Genomic DNA, 17,852 nt, shown 5'->3' with positions numbered 1-17,852 from the left:
CCGCTCCTCAGGCGCTCGGAAAGTCGGTCGACACGGTGGCGCCCTCGTCGTTGCGGGCGAACAGCAGGGCCGGCAGGAAATGGCCTGGGTGCGCGCCGGCCATCAGGTCGAGGTCGACGGCCCGCGCGCGGGCCAGGTCGAGCGTGTCGATGACGACGCGCTCCAGGCTGTCGTGGTCCCAACCACGGGTCGGGTCGCCGGCCACCGCCAACAACACGCTCTGCGGCGCGCACGCGTCGGGGGCGTCGAGGTGGAACGTCACCGCGGTGTCCTGCCGCGCGGACGGCACCACCTCGACCCACTCGTCGACCAGCAACGCCGCGACCGACTTGGGCGGCTGGCCGAGAAAGACCATCGCGATCGTGCCCGCCACGGGTACGGAGGCCCCGCCGGCCCAGTCTCCCGCGGGCAGTTGGGCCAGCCGCAGCGACGTGGCCGCGCCGGAGCTCGCCGCGCCGGCGAGCAGGCGCAGGTCGGCCAGCCGGGCGGCGCCGGCCCGGACCAATGCCGCGCCCTCCAGCCAGGAGCCGAGCGTGCCGTCGTCGACGCCGCCGGAAGCCGCGGCCAGCGAGCCGGCCGACCGCACCGGCGGCACCACCACGAAACCATCGCCGAACAGCGCGACCAGCACCGCGACGGGGTCGCCGGCGGACGCGGCGGCCTTGCCCAGCCGGAGCGCAACCTCCGCGGCCACCCGGCGACACTGCTCGGCCAGCGCGACGGGGTCGTCCGGCGCGCCCGGCGCGGCCCGCTCGATCCGGTAGCCGGTCAGCTCGACCAGCACCGCGCGGACCGCTGCGGGGTCGGCGGGCAGGCCGCTGGCCAGGACCGGGTCGGCCAGGTCGAGGTGCGCGGGCAGGTCGAGCAGCCCTTCGAACGGCGCCCGGAGCCGGTCGAGCGCGTCGGTCAGCGCGGCGACGGCGTCAGTCGCGGCGGAAGCCGTGCCGGTCAGGTCCACGTCGGGGTCGCCGCGCAGCCCGCGCGGTCCGGCCAGGTCGTCGGCGGTGGCCGGCCGGGCACCCGTGACGACGGCCCGCGCCGCGGCGCAGAGCTCCAGGGCCTCGGGGACGCTCAGCACCTCGGCGGTCCAGTCGGCGGCGCGGTCGAGGACCAGGTCGGCCGTCCAGCCGGCGTGGTGTGCCAGCAGCCGTTCCAGTTCGCTGCGGGCGTCGCGGTCGCTGGTGTCGGTGTCGCCGTCGGCCGGCTCCTGCGCGAGGTAGAGCAGGTCCAGCGGGCACAGGCCCAGATCCGCCACCGAGTAGGTGTCGCCCGCGCCGGTGCGCCAGCGGATCGCGTCGGGGCCGGGCAGCAGCGTCGCGACCCAGGCGTTGAGCCGGGGCTGGGCGAGCGAAGCCGGGCGGTCGGCCCACCCGGCCGGTGCCGAGTCCGGCAGCGCCACCAGCAGCCGGTGGGTGACCCCGATGCCGGCCCGAGGCGTACGCAGCACGTCCGGATCAGGCGCGGGCACGTCGCCACCGGCGAGGGCGTCGAGCGCGCCGCCCGCACCCGCCGGGTTCCCGTTGACCAGCTGGTGCACCGACTCGGCCACCAGCAGGTCGCCGAGCGCGTCGACGGACTCCCGCAAAGCCTCGATCAGCCCGTCGAGCGCGGCGCCGTCGGCGCTGGCCCGGGCCGGCAGCGCGATGTCGGCCCCGCTGGGCGTGATGCCCCACGGAAGCTCGGCCCGCAGCAGCGCCAGCCCGTCGACGACATCGGTCGCGCCGAGGTCGGCGACCGGGGTGCCGTCCGGCGCATCGGTGAGCTTGCCGGTGGCCATCGGGTAGAGCTGGCGCAGCGCCGGCAGGTAGCGGCCCAGCCCGGTGTGCAGGGCCCGCTCGAACCGGTAGCCGAGCAGCGCGCCCAGCGGCTGCCCGGTGCGCACGCCGGCGGCCAGGTCGGCCGCGTCGCGTACCCGTTTCGAGGTCAGGTCGATCGCGAGCTTCGGCCCGGTGCCCGGGTCACCCGCGTGTGCCAGGTGGGCGGCGTGCAGCACCGCGGCCGTGGTCGCCTGACCCACCGAGGGCGCGTGCAGGTAGCCCTCGCTGGCCGGGCCGGTGCGCCGCCGCAGGTCGACCACGAAGCCGTAGCCGCCGAGGTGGACGCCCTCGGGACGGGCCGCCCGCAGCGCGCGCAGCCGCTCGGTGGCCACCGCCGTGAGCCAGGCGTCGAGCCGGTAGGCGGACACGTCGAGCGTCTCGGCCAGCGTCCACGCGAGCACGTCGGCCGGCCGGGACGCGAGCCGGGCCAGCGCCGCCCGCAGCTCCGCCAGCTCGACGATCCGCTCGCCGGCGGCGCCGTACCCGCTGAGGTCGATGCCCTGTTCGGCCTGCGCCAGCAGGCCCGCCACGCCTTCCCAGACGAGCCGGCCCTGCCACTGGTGGCCGGCCGGGAACTCGCGCGTGCGCAGGTGCCGCCACGCCGTCCAGGTGAAGGGATTGGACACCGGATCGGCGGTACGCAGGTCGTTGAGGTCGACGAGTTCCGGCTCCAGCAGGGGCACGGTGGCCGGCGGGAGCAACTCGACCCCGGCGTCGGCCCAGGCCTGCATGGTCGCGTGCCGCACCAGCCGGTCGAGCAGCCCGTCGTCGGGCCCGAAGCGCAGCCGCTCCAGCTCGTCGGGCTTGGCGGCCGCGGCGCCGGTCAGCGTCGCCGCCGAGGCGTCGGTGGCCAGCGGCCCGGTGAACTCGGTGGCCACCTCCTCGAACCCGGACCGGCCCAACCGGGGCTTGCCCACCGGCGAGCCGGCGTCCGGCGCGGCCGGGTCGAGCAGGCCCCAGTCGTGCAGCAGCGCGCGGGCCTGTTGCCACAGCCCGGTGTCATAGCGGGCCAGGTCCGGCGTGCGCCCGCTGGCCAGCCACATGTTGGCCAGCAGGACCGGGCCGAGCAGGCCGCGCACCCGCACGCCGCCCGACACCGCGTCGGCCGCGAACAGGTCGAGCAGGTCGTCGGTCGGGTCGGCCTGCCGCCCGATCCGCGGCACGGCGGCGGTCGCATTGGCCCAGTCGGCGCGCGCCCGGGAAAGCAACTCCAGCAGCCCGCCGCCCGGTGCCGCGCCGAGTGAGGCGACGGCGATCGAGGCGGCGCCCGCCTCCGGGTGCCACCACACCGCGCCGCCGTCGTCCGCCAGCGTGAAGACCGAATACCAGGCCCGGCCGTCGGCGCCGGAGACCCAGGCCACCACCTCGCCGGCCGGGGTCAGGGCGATGCTGGCCGTGGCGTCTTCGGTCTTCTCCGGCAGTGGCACCGACCGGGGTTCGGCCCACTCGGCTTCGCCGTCGTCGCGCAGTCGCTGGCCCGTCTGGAGCAGCAACTCGGTGTCGCGCACGTAGGCCAGCACCAGGTCGCCACCGGCGGCCGCGGCGCCGGCGAGCCGGCCGAGGCGCTCACTGTCGGGCACCCGGACCGGCGCGGACCAGTTCTCGACGGCGCCGTCAGCGCTCAGTCCGGTGCCGACGGTGATCAGCGTCGACACCTCGTCGGCGAGGCCCGGCCGGATCGGTCGCCGGCCGACGGTCTGCGCCGCGACGACGAGCGCCGCCGCGGGGGTGAGTGCGACCGTCGCGCGGGCGGCCTTCACCTCGACCGGCCACGCCGGACCCCAGTCTCCGCCGAGCCCGCCGACCCGGTAGGCGACGAGACCGTCCGAGATGGTGAGTGCCACCAGCACCGGGCGCCCGCCGAGCGCGCCCGCCGCCAGATCGAAGCCGGTCACCGGCTTTTCCAGCGGGATCTCGCCGGCGTCGGTCCAGCCCCGGGTCACCGCGCCGGTCGCGTCGAGGTCCCAGCCGATCCGCAGCCGGGCCGGGCCGCCGCGCCTGGCCGGCGGGGTGGCGACGACCAGGTCGGGCCGGTCGGGCCAGGGTCGCCGGTCGGCGAGCGGCAGCACCGGTAGGACGCCGTAGGGCTGGTCGCCGACCCGCAGCGCCGGCAACGGGCCGCGGCCGCGCACGGTGTCGACGACGAACCGCCGCCACCCGCTCAGGTCGGCGCCGGGGCCAAGGATGGACACCTCGGGCAGGAACTCGCGCAGGTAGTAGCCCCAGGTCGCCGGCCAGAGCACGGTGGCCAGGTCGGCCGCGTCGCGCTGGCCCGGGTCGGCGCCGTGCTCGAGCCGGCCGAGCACGAAGCGCTCGTCGGGGCCGGCCGGGTCGGGATCGCGCAGCGGCAGGCCGAGTGCCGCGGCCAGCAGGTCGGCGCCGGAGCCGTCGCCGGGCTCGGCCGTACGCGGACCGAGCGAACTGCCGGCCGCCCGCTCACCGATGGCGTCGCGCCGGTTGGGGCTGCGGAACGCGGGCGTGTTGTTGGTCGGCGTGCCGGCCGGCACCAGATCGAGGCCCGGCCCGTTGAGCCGGGCCGCGTAGAGGTGCGCGTCGAACAGGTCGCGCAGCACGACCGCGCTGTCGTCGGGGGTGTCGCTGCCCCGCACGCCGACCGCGGTGACCAGGTCGACCCGGTCGAGCGGCACCGGCGGGTCGGGCCGCACCACGACCGCCATGCCGACCTTCAGCGCGGCGGCGAGGTCGGTGGTCCAGGGGCCGGCGAGCGGGCCGATCGGCAGCGGACGCGGGATCAGCTCGCCGCGCGACTCGCCGATCCGGCGGCCGTCCCGCCAGAGCCGGACCACCCAGCGGTCCGGCAGTCCACTCACGACAGTCGGCCGGCCGTCGGGGCCACGCGGCTCCGGCAATGGGAGGACGCCAGGGGTGAGCTGACGCGCCACCCACGCCGCACGCGGCGCGGTCAGCCGGGCGGCGAGTTGCGCCCAGGCCGCATCCTCGTTACCGGCCGAACGCTGCTCCCAGTAGTGCGTACCCAGGATGATCTCGGTTTCGGTCAGGGTCGGATCGTGCCCGTCGAGGTGGATGTCGTCGGGGTAGATCCGGCAGACGAGTTCGTCGCCGGGCTGTCCGTCGGTGCGGGCCCGCAGCCGGGTCTCCAGCCGCACTGGCAGCAGCGCGCACGGCACGGTGGGATCGAGCGCGGCCGGCAGCGCGTCGAGGGCGGCGCGGTAGCCGGCCGCATCGGCCGTCGCGCCGCCCAGCGCCGCGGTGAGCGCCTCGGTGAGCTGCGCGACGAGCCGCTGCTGGCGCACCCACGCGGGCCGGTCGGCCGGGCTCAGCGTGGCGAGCAACCGGGTCGCCGCACCGAGGCGGGTGGTCAGGTCGGCGACGGTCGCGGCGGACCGCTCGGCGATCTCGCGGAGGGCGGCCAGGTGCCCGTGGCTGGTCATGGGGTGGGCTCCGGGAGCAGTCGGCGGGCGTGGATGGCGACCCGGTACTGGCGCTGCTCCACGATGGCGGCAACCTGGGCGCTGGTCGTCGTCGCGGTCAGGTGCAGGCCGCGCGGGTCGACGGCCGGGCTGACGGTGACCGGGTCGGTGGCGCCGAGCCGCAGGTGCCCGCTGGCGTCGACGGTCACCGCGGCCCACGACAGGTCGCCCCACGTGCCGGTCGGCGCGGCCGGAGCGTCGACGTCGAGCCCGTAGCGGGGTTCGGTGGGCGGCTCGGCGAACACCACATACCAGCCGGGGTCGGTGTCGGTGCCGCGGGCGGCCGCGACGGTCAGGTCGAAGCCGAGGAACGCGACGTCGGGCGGCAGGGCTCCGCTGAACTCCGGGTGTCGCTCTTCCGCGCCGGCCGCCAGCCGCGGCACGGGCTCGGCGTCGCCGCTCCACTGCGCACGCGCCGCGTAGATCACGGTTCGCGGGTAGCGGCGGAGCAGTTCGCCGCGGATCACCAGGACCAGGCGCGCGCTGTCGGCGCCGGCCGCGCCCGCGGCGCCGAGCGGGTCGCCGACCGTCCACTCCGGAATCGCGGTGATGTCGTCGAGGTCGGCGCCGGTCTTCGGGGGCACGGAGCCGCGCCGGTCCCAGAACCGGCGGAAGTAGGTGCCACGCTGGTCGGTCGGGTAGCCGCGCCAGAGCAGCTCGCGGCCCATCTCGTGGTTGAGCCCGACCAGGAACGCGTGTGTGAACCAGGGGTTGGTGCCGACCAGCGACACGCTGTTGCGCGGCAGGTCGTTGACGCCCGGCAGCAGCAGGCTGGGAGCCAGCTCGGCGACCGTCCGGAACATCGGGGTCGGGAAGTCCGGCGCGGCCAGCACCGGCTCGAGCGGGTCCGCCGGCGCCCAACCGGCGGGCAGGGTGAGCCGGGCCAGGGTCGCGGCGGTGACCGCGGTCCGCGGGTCGAGCCCGGTGCGGGCGGCGCCGGCCAGCCCGGCGACGTCGAGCGGTGGTCGGGGTGGCCGCGGCGCGCACGGGCCGGCGCCGGCGGCGTGGGTGGCCAGGGCCTTGCGCATCGCCTGCAGCACGGGCGTCTGCGCCGGCGGCAGCTTCGCCCACCAGTCCGGCGTCAGCCCGCACAGCGGGGGCAGGTCATCGCGGCCGCGCAGGTCGTCGACGCTGACCATGCCCGGCGGCCGGAGGGCCGGCTCGCCGACCGGTCGGGGCCGGCCCGCGCTGCCGTCGCGCGCGTTGGCCCGGATGATCAGGGCGGCGGTCCGGGGGTGCCGCGCCGCGCGCCGGGCCGCGACCGTGAACAGGGCGGCCGGAACCCGCGACGCCGCGACGTGGGCGGCGATCGTCCGCCGGTCGGCGCCGGACAGCCGGGTGGCGGCCGGGCCGGCGACCGCGAGCAGCGCCGCGTCCGGCAGCGGCACCAAATGGCGGCGCCAGAGCGCGCCGCCGGCCTCCCGGGCGAGCTGGGCCTGGCGCAGCAGTTGGTTGGCGCGCTGGACCGGGCCGACCTGGGCCCAGGCGGCGGCCATGAGTTGCTCCTGCCGCTCCTGGACCACCCGGGTGCCGAGCGCAGCGACCGCGCGGGCCGCCGGCTCGAGCACCAGGCCGGCCAGCCAGGCGGTGGGCCGGCCGGCGTGCCAGCGCCCGTACGCCGGCAGTTCGTCGGCTTCGAGCATGGCCTCGATGGCGTCGGCCACGTCGGCGTCGACCGGGCTGCCGGCCTGGCCGCCGGTGCCGAGCGCGCCCGGCACCCGGACGGTGCCGCCGTCGGGCAGCCCGGGCTGGGCCGGGATCGACAGCGGCAGGCCGGCGAGCGCGGCGGCGTCGGGCTGGTGCAGGCGCAGCCGGGCGGCGAGCTCCTCGAAGTCGCCGGCGGGGCCGGTGGCGAACTCCCACGAGTGATAGACCGGCAGCTCGACCGACTGGTCGGTGGGCAGCCACGCCGGCCGCAGGTCGCCGCCGTCGACCGGCAGCCCGAGGCCGCTCTGCGCGCCCTGCGCGAACGCCGGCACGAGCGCGGCCACGTACGCCGTGTCCGGGTCGAGGCGGCGCGGGCAGAGCAGCCGGGACAGCGTCCGGGCCGCCGGGCCGGTGGTCAGCAGGTCGGTCGCGGCGCCGGCACCGGTGAGCTGGACGTGTGCCCAGGCCCAGCTCTGCGCGAGGTCGGGCAGCTCCGCCGACGGGTCGGTGACCAGCACCGGCGACGGCCGGCGCCCCGACGGATCGAGGGTGGCGGCCGACCGGCGGACGACGACCAGCACCAGCCACGGGCGGAGCTGGCCGAGCGCGTTGGGCGCCGCAGGAGTGAACATCCATGGCAGCTCGGGTGCGTCGAACTCGACCGCGCACAGGTAGTTGGGCTCGAAGTCGGTGGCGCCGGCGGCCGGCTCGGTGCGGATGATCTGGGTGACGTCGAGCCCGGTGACCCGGCCCGGCCCGTAGAGCCGGGCGGCCAGCGTCGCCGACCGGGCCGGGTCGGCGGTGACCCGGGCGGCCAGGTTGAGCGTCGCCTCGCTCGGCACGGCCGGCCCATCCGCCTGGTTGACCAGCGTGCCGGCACCGATCCGCCAGCTCGGCAGGTAGCGGCGGCTCACGGCGCGACCGTCTCGTGCGCGCCGACGACCGGCTGCCGGGACGCCGCGGCTTCGACCACGCTGGCGTAGGTCGCACCGCCGGCCACATAGGACTTCTCGGCGACGGCGATGCCCAGCGACGGCCCGGCGAACCCGGTGTCCCGGGCGCGTCCGGCCGCACCGGCGTGGACGAGCACGTCGAGCACCTCCGCGGTGAACGTGTAGCCGCCGGGCGCCGGCAGCGGGCGCCAGCTCGCCGGGTTGACCACCGCCGTCTCGTAGCCCTCGCCGCCGGTGACCTCACCGGCCGCGACCGGTGCGGCGGCCGGCACCCGGATGCCGGACAGCCCGCTGGGCAGCCGGGGGAACGCCTCGCCGGTCACCCGGGCCTCGTCGGTGAGGTCGAAGAACTGGCCGCAAGGGAACGGATCGCGGACCTGGTCGCCGGTCGCCGCGGCCCCGCCGATGGTGACGGCCAGGCTCAGCGTGCGGGCCTGCGGCGGCACGGCCGCGCCGCCGTAGCGGTCGAGCGGCACGTCCAGCGGCGCGATCCGCTGGCTGACCGCGACCACGCCGAACGGGTGCAGCAGCAGATCGTCCAGTTCGGACTCGTCGGGCTCGCGCAGGGTGACCAGGGTGCCGCCGGCCGGCGGAAGCGCGGCCCGCCAGGCGCCGGGCAGCCCGAGCGCGGCGAGCAGGTCGCCGATCGGGTCGCCGGCTTCGAGGGCCGGTTGCGGACGTTCTTCCCCGATCGTCGCCTCGAACGCGATCCGGTGCTTGCCGAAGAAGTCGAGTTCGGCGTAGCCGGCGGCGGTGAACGGCTCCGGGCCGGTCAGCGTCAGCGCCACGGTCGCGCTCAGCAGCGGGCTGCCGTTGCGCTTGATGACGACGCCGCCGGACAGGTCGACGATGAACGAGAACCGGGGCACCAGATAGACCAGCGCGTCGAAGCCCAGGTAGACCGAGGCGGAGAAGAGGCCCAGGAAACCGAGGTCGGCCTCGACGTAGAGGTCGAGCTTGGCGCCCATCTGCACGCTGGTCGGGGTGGCCGCGAGGTAGGCCTCCAGCCGGATCCGGGGGTTCTCCGAGGTGGCCAGCGCGATCGACACCCGGCGCAGGGTCGGGAACCCGGCCGGCGGGGTGAACCGCGGGTTGAAGCCGCCGCAGGAGAACGCGAACGCGGGCGCGGCGCCGAAGTTGAGCCGGACCGCGAAGTCGCCGGTCAGGGTGAAGATCGCGACCCGCGAGTCGTAGAGGGTGGCGTCGATGGACAGCTCGCTGGCGGCGAAGTCGAGGATGCCGAGCACGTCGACGTGCAGCAGCACGACCGCCGCGTCTTCGGTCGGCAGGGCGGCGGTCAGCCGGCCGAGCAGCGCGATCCGGATCGGTGACGGCAGCTCGATCAGGATGCCCAGCTCGACCTTGATCAGCGGCGGGCTGCCCCAGCCGACGGCCGCCATCAGCCCGATCACGAACTGGCCCTCGACGATCGGGAAGAACGACTCCAGGTCGCGGATCACCTTGGGCGCGTTGGCCACCGGGTCGCGCGGGAAGAGCACCGAGTCGAGACCACGATTGCGTACGCCGTCGCGCATGGCCTGCACGTTCATCGACCGGTTGGCGCCGAGCAGCCCGCCCAGGCCGGTGAGCACGAAGCCGAAGCTGAGCTGGATCGGCGGGAACTCGGCGGTCAGGATGATGACGGCGGAGAAGCCCTGCCGGCCCGAGGGCATCTTCGTGACGATCAACCCGATCGCGGTGATCGACAGGGTGCCCTGGATCGCGAGTTGCAGGATGCCGGCGTAGCGGCCGTTGTCGCTGTCGATCATGAGGTAGCCGCCGCCGACGACCGGGCCGGCGTCGATCACCAGGCCCGCGCCGTTGGGCGGCTTGAACGACAGCGTCGGGCCGTTGGCGTGCAACTCGTCGGCGGTGGGCAGCGGATACTCGACCTTGAGGCCGATGCGTTCGACGGTGGCGACGACCGGGCCGAGCGAGACGGTGGCGGTGGCCGCGACGACCGCGGCGATCCCGGTGGTCTCCAGCCGCAGGGCGACGAAGACCGAGTCGATCAGCAGGATGCCGAACAGGTCCTCGTGGATCGGTATCTCGAACTCGATCCCGCCCGCGCCCTCGAAGTAGAGGCCCCGCTCGGTGGAGAAGCCGACCGTGATGTCGAACGAGAGGATGAACCCCTCGCCGAAGATCTTGCTGATGAACCCGTCGCCGTCACCGGCCTTGAGCACCAGCGCGCCCTTGGCGATCTCCAGCGCGACACCGAAGTCGGCCGGGCCGCTGATCGGCTTGCCGACGTCGAACCGCGCCGTGATCGAGCCGAACTCCAGGTGGGTCGAGCCCGCGGTGCCCAGCGGGATCAGCGGCGCGCCCTGGCGTTCGGCCACCAGGGCCAGCCCGACATCGAGCTCGACACCGTCGAGAATGGACGCCGGCGTGGTGCCCAGCATCGGGGTGGTCAGCCGCGGGTCCTGGCCGCGGCGCAGCACCACGCCGAAGCCGCTGGTGTAGCCGCCCACGGTCAGTTCGGCGCGCAGCGTCGGCGACAGCTCGAAGACGATGGTCGCGTTGGCGTCGAGGTAGGCGGCGACGCCGAAGCCGTCGGCGGTTCCGGCCTGGTCGACGACCGGGTAGACCTCCAGCCCGAGCGGCGAGGGTTCCAGCGGCAGCAGCGGGGCGCGCAGCACCAGCGTGTCGGGCGCGACCGGCACCCGCCCATTGCCGGCCAGCGCGAGGTCGATCGCCGCGCGGGCCCGCTTGTCAACCGAGAGGAGTTCGGCGCGCAACCCGAAGCCGGCCATCAGCAGCCGCAGGTCGCGCACCAGCAGGTCGACGTCTACACCGGACGGTGCCGCCCAGGCGTAGCGCTCGCGCAGGGCGCCGAGCGGGTCGGACAGCACCGTCGGGATGCGGTCCCAGCGCATCGTCCGCCGGGTGAAGGCGGTGACATAGGGCCCGGTGGGCGCTTCGAGCGCCACCTCGATGATGCCCGTGACGACCAGGATGGCGTACGCGGCCGGCAGCCGCCGTTCGAGGAAGCTGACCACCAGGTGGTTGGCCAGCCGCGCCGGGAGTTCGTCGAGCACGTTGGACCCGGTGACAAACGGCGAGTTGAGCGTGCCGGCCGGCAGCCCGGCGGCGAACTGCTGCGCGGCGACCACCGCCTCGACCAGGGCGGCCGTGACCGCCGCGAACTTGCCCAGCCACTCGCTCTCGTCGGCGTCGGGATCGGTGCCGACCAGGTCGATGGCCGCCCCGACCAGGCCCTCGACCGCCGGGGCCAGGCCGCTGAGCAGGGTGAACCCGTCGGGCGGGGCGAAGCCCAGGGCTCGCAGTAGCCGGGCCTCGGCGGCCGGGCTGGTGGTCGCCTCGGCCAGCGGTGCGATGAAGTCGACCGCGAGGATGGTGATCCGGTATTGGTCCATGGCCATGGTGCCGGCGCGCCTCACGGCGTGGCCGGCAGCGCTCCCTTCTGCCGCAGGGATGCCACGTAGCTGCCGGTCGGGTCGTCGACGACCCGCGGCCGGGTGACGAACGCGGTTCCGGTCGGACCGCCGTACAACTGCTGGGTGATGTCGTCGTAGGTCAGTCGCCGGACGCCGCTGCGCCGGTCGGCATCGGTGTGGAACAGCGGCAGGAACACCTCGGTGAACGCGCGGGTGTCGTCGCGGTAGTAGAACCCGAACCGTTCCAACTCGGGCCGGCCCGCGTTGACCGTCTCGCTGCGCTCGAGCGGCAGGTAGGGCGGCGACGACCAGTCGGTCGGGCTGTGTCCCAACTCGACGCCGCGGTAGAGCACGAACGTGTGCGCGTCGAGCGCGGCGGCACCGACCGTGCCCTCGAACGTCATCGTCTGGAACGGTTTCGACATCAGCCGCTCCACCGAGTCGGCCCGGTCGAACTCGACGCCGGGATACTCGTACACCTTGCAGGTCCCGACGATGGGGGCATCGTCGGGTTCGCCGTAGCGGTCGCGCAGCCGGGCGCCGAGGTCGGCCGCGAGACTCAGGTCGGCGAACGGCCCGGTCCACACCGGAGCGGCCGGCGTGGTGAGCTGGCGGCGCAGCACGTTGCGCAGGATGTCGATCAGCGCGTTGGAGTCGACCAGCAGCTTCGTGTCGACGGCGTGCCGCAACGGCTGCTCGCTGACCCCGTGGCCGCTGATGAGCATCGTGTCGCGGCGGGTCACCGGCGCGTCGCAGACGAACGCGTGCTCGCCGCCCCACGGCGTCGGTGCCAGCACGCTGAGGATGTTGCGGTGGATCGGATGGCTCGCGAGGTAGACGTGGTCGCCGATCTGGATCTCGTCGTCGGGCACGAACACCTGCTCGAACAGCGCGGTGTCGGGCCGGGGATCGGTGATGAGGTGGAACGCCGGGCGGCCCGGCGGCACCAGCCGGGACCCGGCCGGGTAGTCGGCACCCAGGTGCGCGATCCGGATCGTGCCGGTGTATTGGCCGTTGGCCCAGCCGACCGACTCGACGACGACCTGCTCCTCCTGGGTCGGGCCGATCAGCATCATGGTGGCCGGTGGTGGCGGGGTGGTCCAGGCGAAGGCCACCGGCACGTCGACGTGGTCACCGGCCGCCGCGGCCGCGACGGTGATCGGGGTGGCGCCCTGCACCAGCGTGTTGTCGACGACCGCCGCGCTGCCGAACGGATGGTCGATGGCCAGGTAGCGCGGCCCCTCGGCGGCCAGCGCGGCGGCCAGGGTGGCCGGTGCCACCGCGGCCTCGACCAGCGCGTCGGTGTGCACCGTCATCGCGGCGCCGGCGCAGTCGAAGACGTTCTCGTCGCCCTCGGGCTGCGCGCCGGCGGTGAACATCGTGGTGACCGCCTGGTCGGGGTTGGCCAGCCCGGCCGCGGTGAGCACGAACGGATAGCGGTTGACCCCGCCCAGTGGCGCGACGGTGACACCCACCCAGGAAGGCAGCGCCGGCGCGTTCGGGTGCTGGCGGAGCAGGTCACCCGCCTCGGGATAGGTGAACTCGCTGCCGTCGTTGACGTTGGCGCGGCACCGGTCGACGGCGAAGATCCGGCGCTTGACGATGAACAGCAGATAGTCGGCACGGTCCTCACGCAGGAGGGCCTTGGGGTGCACGCCGAGCGCGCCGTAAGCCGCCCGCACCGCGAGTTGGCTCAGCGTGAACCGGCGCAGCTCGGGGTCGGGCTCAGCGGCGAGCGCGACGCCGACCTCGGCGGCCAGCGTGCGGGCCAGGCCGAGCGCGGCGAGCAGGTCGGCCCGCTCGTCGGCCGGCGCGGGGCCGGCGCGCAGGTAGGCCAGGCTGCGCCGGGTGAACCAGTGCCGGAGGGCACCGTCGGTCTCGCGCGCGAACAGCTCGGGCCGAGCGGCCAGCTCGTCGACGAGCGGATCCGCCATCTGCGCGCTCCTGATCTCGCCCCGGGAAGAGTTGGGGCACAGCCTGACAGGAGAGCGGTCGCCGTCGATCAAAACTGTCGGGAAGCTGTCCACATCGCGCCATGTCCGCAGTGCGGCAGGCGGAGGTAACACACACGTGAATATCGAGACTCCAGGATGCGTGCAGCGAACCACCGCACGAAGGAGTCTGCATGCTCAGTCGACTGATCGTCGGCGTCCTGGCCGGGGTGGCGGTCACCCCCGCCCTCGCGCACGGCGGCGGCCCGGCACCAGAAAGCCCAGCCGTGGCCGCGCGCATCACTTTGGTCACCGGCGACACCGTGGAGCTGACCCCGGCCCAGGCCGGCCGCTACGCCGCCACGGTCGATCCCGCACCCGGCCGCGAGCGCATCACCTTCCACACCCTGGAAGTCGACGGCGGGCTGCGCGTCGTGCCCAGCGACGCGGTCCCGCTGATCGCGGCCGGCCGGCTCGACACCGACCTGTTCGACGTGCAGCGGCTGATCGCCGACGGCTACGGCGACGCCACGTCGCCGACCCTGCCCCTGATCGTCCGGGGCGGCACCGGTGCCGCGCAACGCGGAGCCCAGGCGTTGTCGAGCATCAACGCCACCGCTGTCGCACCGGCCAAGGACGCGCTCGCCGACTTCTGGCGCGGGCAAACGGGCGCCCGGTTGGCCTCGCCGAGCACGATCTTCCTCGACGGCAAGGTGCGGGCGACGCTGGACCGCAGCGCCGCCCAGATCGGTGCGCCGCAAGCCTGGCAGCGCGGGCTCGACGGGCACGGCGTGAAGGTCGCGGTGCTCGACACCGGCATCGACGCGACCCACCCCGACCTGGCCGGCAAGGTGGTGGAGGCGCGCAACTTCAGCACCAGCGCCGACACCGTCGACCACTTCGGGCACGGCACCCACGTCGCGGCCACCATCGCCGGCACCGGCCAGGCGTCGGGCGGCAGCCGCAAGGGCATCGCCTATGGCGCCGACCTGCTCGTCGGCAAGGTGCTCGGCGACGACGGCGTCGGCTTCGAGTCGCAGATCATCGAGGGCATGCAGTGGGCCGCGGGCAGCGGCGCCAAGGTGGTCAACATGAGCCTCGGCGGTGACCCGACCGACGGCCTCGACCCGATGAGCCTGGCCGTCGACGAGTTGAGCCGGCAGAGCGGCACCCTGTTCGTCGTCGCGGCCGGCAACGCGGGCGGCACCGCCACGGTCGGCTCACCGGGTGCCGCGCGCGAGGCGCTGACCGTCGGCGCCGTCGACCGCGCGGACCAGCTCGCCGACTTCTCCAGCCGGGGCCCGCGCCTCGGCGACCAGGGCCTCAAGCCGGAGCTCACCGCTCCGGGCGTCGACATCGTCGCGGCCCGCGCCGCCGGCACGACGATGGGCAACCCGGTCGACACCTACTACACCGCCGCTTCCGGCACGTCGATGGCGACGCCGCACGTGGCCGGCGCGGCCGCGATCCTCGCGCAGGAACATCCGGACTGGACCGGCGCGGCGCTGAAGAACGCCCTGGTCAGCACCGCACAGACCACCCCCAACCTGCCGGTGTACGCGCAGGGAGCGGGACGCGTCGACGTCGCCCGGGCCACCGGGCAGGAGGTCACCGGCACCGGTGTCGCCGACTTCGGCCTGCACACGGTCGGCGGACCGACCGATGGCACCCGGACGGTCGCCTACACCAACGGCGGCAACAGCCCGGTGAGCCTGGCGCTGACCGCACCGGCCGCGGTGAAGCTGAGCGCCGCCGCCGTCATCGTGCCGGCGCACGGCACCGCCACGGTGGACGCGACCGTCGACTTCGAGACGCTTCCGCTGGGCACGCTCAGTGGCTGGATCACCGCGACCGCGACCGGCGGTGTCCGGGTGACCACCGCCGTCGGCGCCGTCAAGGACGGTCCCGTGCATCGCGTCACCGTGCGCGCCCTCGACCGCACCGGCAAGCCGACCGCGGTCCCGGTGTTGACCCTGATGGGCGACGACGCCCGCTCCGACGTGCTGGGCTGGGTGCCCGACGGCGGCGCCACCTACGAGGTGCACGAGGGCACCTACCTGCTGCACGCGCTGATCGAAGACGGCGCCCGCAGCGACGAGCAGGCGACGCTGACCGCGATCCCGGAGCTCAAGGTCGACCGCGACGTCGAGGTGCTGGTCGACGCCCGCAAGGGCACGCCGATCCGGATCGAGACACCCAGGCCGGCCGAGCAGCGGGCGGTGCTGAGTTACTACGTGCACCGGGTCACCGGCAGCGGCCGCGACATCGCGCACGGCGTCATGCACTTCAGCAACGTCAGGCAGGTCAACGTGGCGCCGACGAAACCGGTCCGCGCGGGCAGCTTCGAGTTCTCGTCACGCTGGCAACTGGTGGCACCGATGGTGCGGGCGAGCGTGGGTGGGCCGGTCGACCTCAACCTGATGGGCAACTCGCCGGCGTGGGCCGGCACCCGGACGTTCGCGCTGGCGAAATCGGGCGACCGCGACGTGCGGGGCAAGGCCGTGCTGATCCCGCCGGACGACCAGGACGAGCTCGTCAAGATCGACGCGGCGGCCCGGGCCGGTGCGGCGGTGGCGCTGGTCGTGCGGCCGCCGGACTTCTCGACCTGGACCTCGTGGAGCCCCGACGGAGAGCGGCTGCCGGTCGTCTCCCTGGTGCTCGACGAAGCGACCGCCGACACGATCGCCCGCCGGGCCAACCGCACCCTGTCGCTGACGCTGACCACGTCGAGCCCATACCTCTACGACGTCATCCAGGTGTCCCCCGGGCGGATCCCCGAGTCGATCGTCCACAAGGTGACGCCGGCCAACAGCATGCGGATCACGTCGAGCTACGCCGACAACGGCGGTTTCGACTGGGTACGCGAGCAGCGGTTCGGCTGGCGGCCGTGGCAGACCTACGCCTGGAACGACGTCTCCCGGGATGTGCGGACCCCCTCGGTGCGCGAGGAGTGGGTGTCGGCCGGCGACTCGCTGTGGCAGCACTACGTGGCCGACGACTACCCGTGGCTGTTCGGCCCGCTGGCCAGCGGCTTCCGCGAGGCACCGCGCAGCTACCGGGCCGGGCACTCGGCGACCACCTGGGCGGCGCCGGTGGTGCGGCCCACCGACCTCGGGTCCAACCGCACCGGCGACGTGCTGCACCTGCGGGTGCCGGCGCTGGTCGACCACGACGGCCACTACGCGCACATCGCGACCGACCAGGTCGACGCGACGCTGTGGCGAAACGGCGGGGTCGTGGCGGAGTTGCCCGACGGGTGGCAGGACGTCACCACCACCCCGGGCGACGCGGCCTACCGGCTGCGGGTCACCACCGCGCACGGTGGGGAGGACTGGACGCTGGGCACCCGCACCGCGACCGAATGGACGTTCCGGTCGGGCAAGGCCGGCGACCTGCCCTTGTTGACTGTGGACTATGACGTACGCGAAAAGGGTGTGGCACTGCGTTTCCCCACGGCATTGCGCACGCTGCGCGTCGATGTGTCCACTGACGACGGTGTGCGCTGGCGGCAGGCGACGGTGCGCGACGGCACCGCGCTCGTGTCGCGGGGCCGCACGCCGGTGTCGCTGCGGGTCCGGGCCACCGACCGGGCCGGCAACACGGTCGACCAGACGGTCATCCGCGCCTACGGGCGAGACTGACCGAGCCGGTCCGCCGGGGCGGTGATCCAGCCCCGGCGGGCCGCCTGGAACGCCAGACCCGTGCGGGTGTCGACGCCGGCCAGCACCATCAGCCGGTCGAGCCGGCGCTGCACGGTCCGCTTGCTCACCTGGAGGTGCGTCGCGATCGACTTGTCCGGCAGGCCGGAGACCACCAGGGAGAGCAGCAACGTGTCGGGCTCGGTCAACTCGGTGTGCCGGCCGTCGGCGCGCAGTGGGGTGGCCCGCTCCCAGAAGCTCTCGAAGAGCGCCACCAGGGCGTCCAGCAACTCGCTCGACCGGATCAGCGCCGCGGTCGGCTCGCCGACGTCGCGCGACTCGTCGGGCACCAGCGGGCAGATCGCCAGCGTGCGGTCGGCGATCGCCAGCCGCACCGGCAGGGTCGGCAGGGTGCGCGCCTCCTCGCCGGCCGCGGTCGAGTCGAGGATGCTGGCCAACTCACCCGGCTTCTCCAGCAGCGCGCGCTCGTAGATGGCCCGGTAGCGGACCCCGCGGCCGAGAGCCGACTCCTCCTCGGTGTTGTCCGGGCCGGCCATGGCGAGCGGGTTGGCCCGGCAGAACCAGAGGATCTCCCCCTTGGCCGTGTCCTGCATCTCGCGGAGCCGGGTACGCAGGGCCTCCCGGCCCACGATCACCTCGACCAGGCGGTCGGCGTCGCGGCGCCGGCTGTGCCGGCGGAAGTCCTCGCCGAGCGCGGCGACCGTCCGCCGGGCGTCGTCGAGCACCTCCTGGCGGCGCAGCAGGGCGTCACCGAACGCGACGTCGGGCGCCAGCGGGCGGAACACCGGGCCGGCGCTGGCCAGCCCCTTCGACCGCAGCGCGTCGAGCAGCCCGGCCGCGGCGCTCGCGGACAGGTCCGACGAGGCCGCGAGGTCTTCGGCTGCGGCCGCGCCGAGCCTCACCAGCAGCCGGTAGGCGTCCTGCTCCGCCGCCGAGAGCAGGTCAAGATCCCCATTCACAGCGGAAACTGTACGAATGCTGAGCGCCGGGTC

The 17,852-nt window shown here is 74.8% G+C and carries 6 protein-coding genes; 1 reads left to right on the top strand and 5 read right to left on the bottom strand.

Annotated elements, in window-relative coordinates; translation table 11 throughout:
• Positions 1-7: 7 nt before the first annotated feature.
• The 4 genes from DFJ67_RS29720 to DFJ67_RS29710 are packed head-to-tail and all read right to left on the bottom strand — an operon-like array spanning position 8 to position 13,204.
• Entirely contained in the window at positions 8-5,230 is a 5,223-nt protein-coding gene (locus tag DFJ67_RS29720) for a hypothetical protein (RefSeq protein WP_170216047.1), read from the bottom strand.
• Positions 5,227-7,830 (bottom strand): hypothetical protein, encoded by a 2,604-nt coding sequence (locus DFJ67_RS42950; RefSeq protein WP_170216046.1) that lies wholly within the window; start codon positions 7,828-7,830, stop codon positions 5,227-5,229. Before DFJ67_RS42950 ends, DFJ67_RS29720 begins: the two co-directional genes overlap by 4 nt.
• The gene (locus DFJ67_RS29715) at positions 7,827-11,255 is read right to left on the bottom strand and encodes a DUF6603 domain-containing protein (protein ID WP_170216045.1); all 3,429 of its coding nucleotides are present in this window, start codon (positions 11,253-11,255) and stop codon (positions 7,827-7,829) included. Before DFJ67_RS29715 ends, DFJ67_RS42950 begins: the two co-directional genes overlap by 4 nt.
• Before the next feature lie 14 nt (positions 11,256-11,269).
• Positions 11,270-13,204, bottom strand: a complete 1,935-nt coding sequence (locus tag DFJ67_RS29710) for a hypothetical protein (protein WP_116071122.1) — start codon at positions 13,202-13,204, stop codon at positions 11,270-11,272.
• A 191-nt stretch (positions 13,205-13,395) separates the two neighbouring features.
• Here DFJ67_RS29710 and DFJ67_RS29705 point away from each other — a divergent pair, with 191 nt between their 5' ends.
• Positions 13,396-16,842 carry a S8 family peptidase gene (locus DFJ67_RS29705; protein WP_116071120.1) on the top strand — a complete coding sequence of 1,149 codons (3,447 nt, stop codon included), beginning with the start codon at positions 13,396-13,398 and terminating at the stop codon, positions 16,840-16,842.
• On the opposite strand, the gene DFJ67_RS29700 is transcribed toward DFJ67_RS29705, so the two are convergent.
• Positions 16,827-17,819, bottom strand: a complete 993-nt coding sequence (locus tag DFJ67_RS29700) for a TrmB family transcriptional regulator (RefSeq protein ID WP_239097608.1) — start codon at positions 17,817-17,819, stop codon at positions 16,827-16,829. The two genes, DFJ67_RS29705 and DFJ67_RS29700, sit on opposite strands and share 16 nt — an antisense overlap.
• Positions 17,820-17,852: the final 33 nt, after the last annotated feature.

It is taken from the genome of Asanoa ferruginea (genome assembly GCF_003387075.1).
In the GTDB taxonomy this organism is placed as follows: domain Bacteria; phylum Actinomycetota; class Actinomycetes; order Mycobacteriales; family Micromonosporaceae; genus Asanoa; species Asanoa ferruginea.
This window is presented reverse-complemented; position numbering and strand designations above follow the sequence as displayed.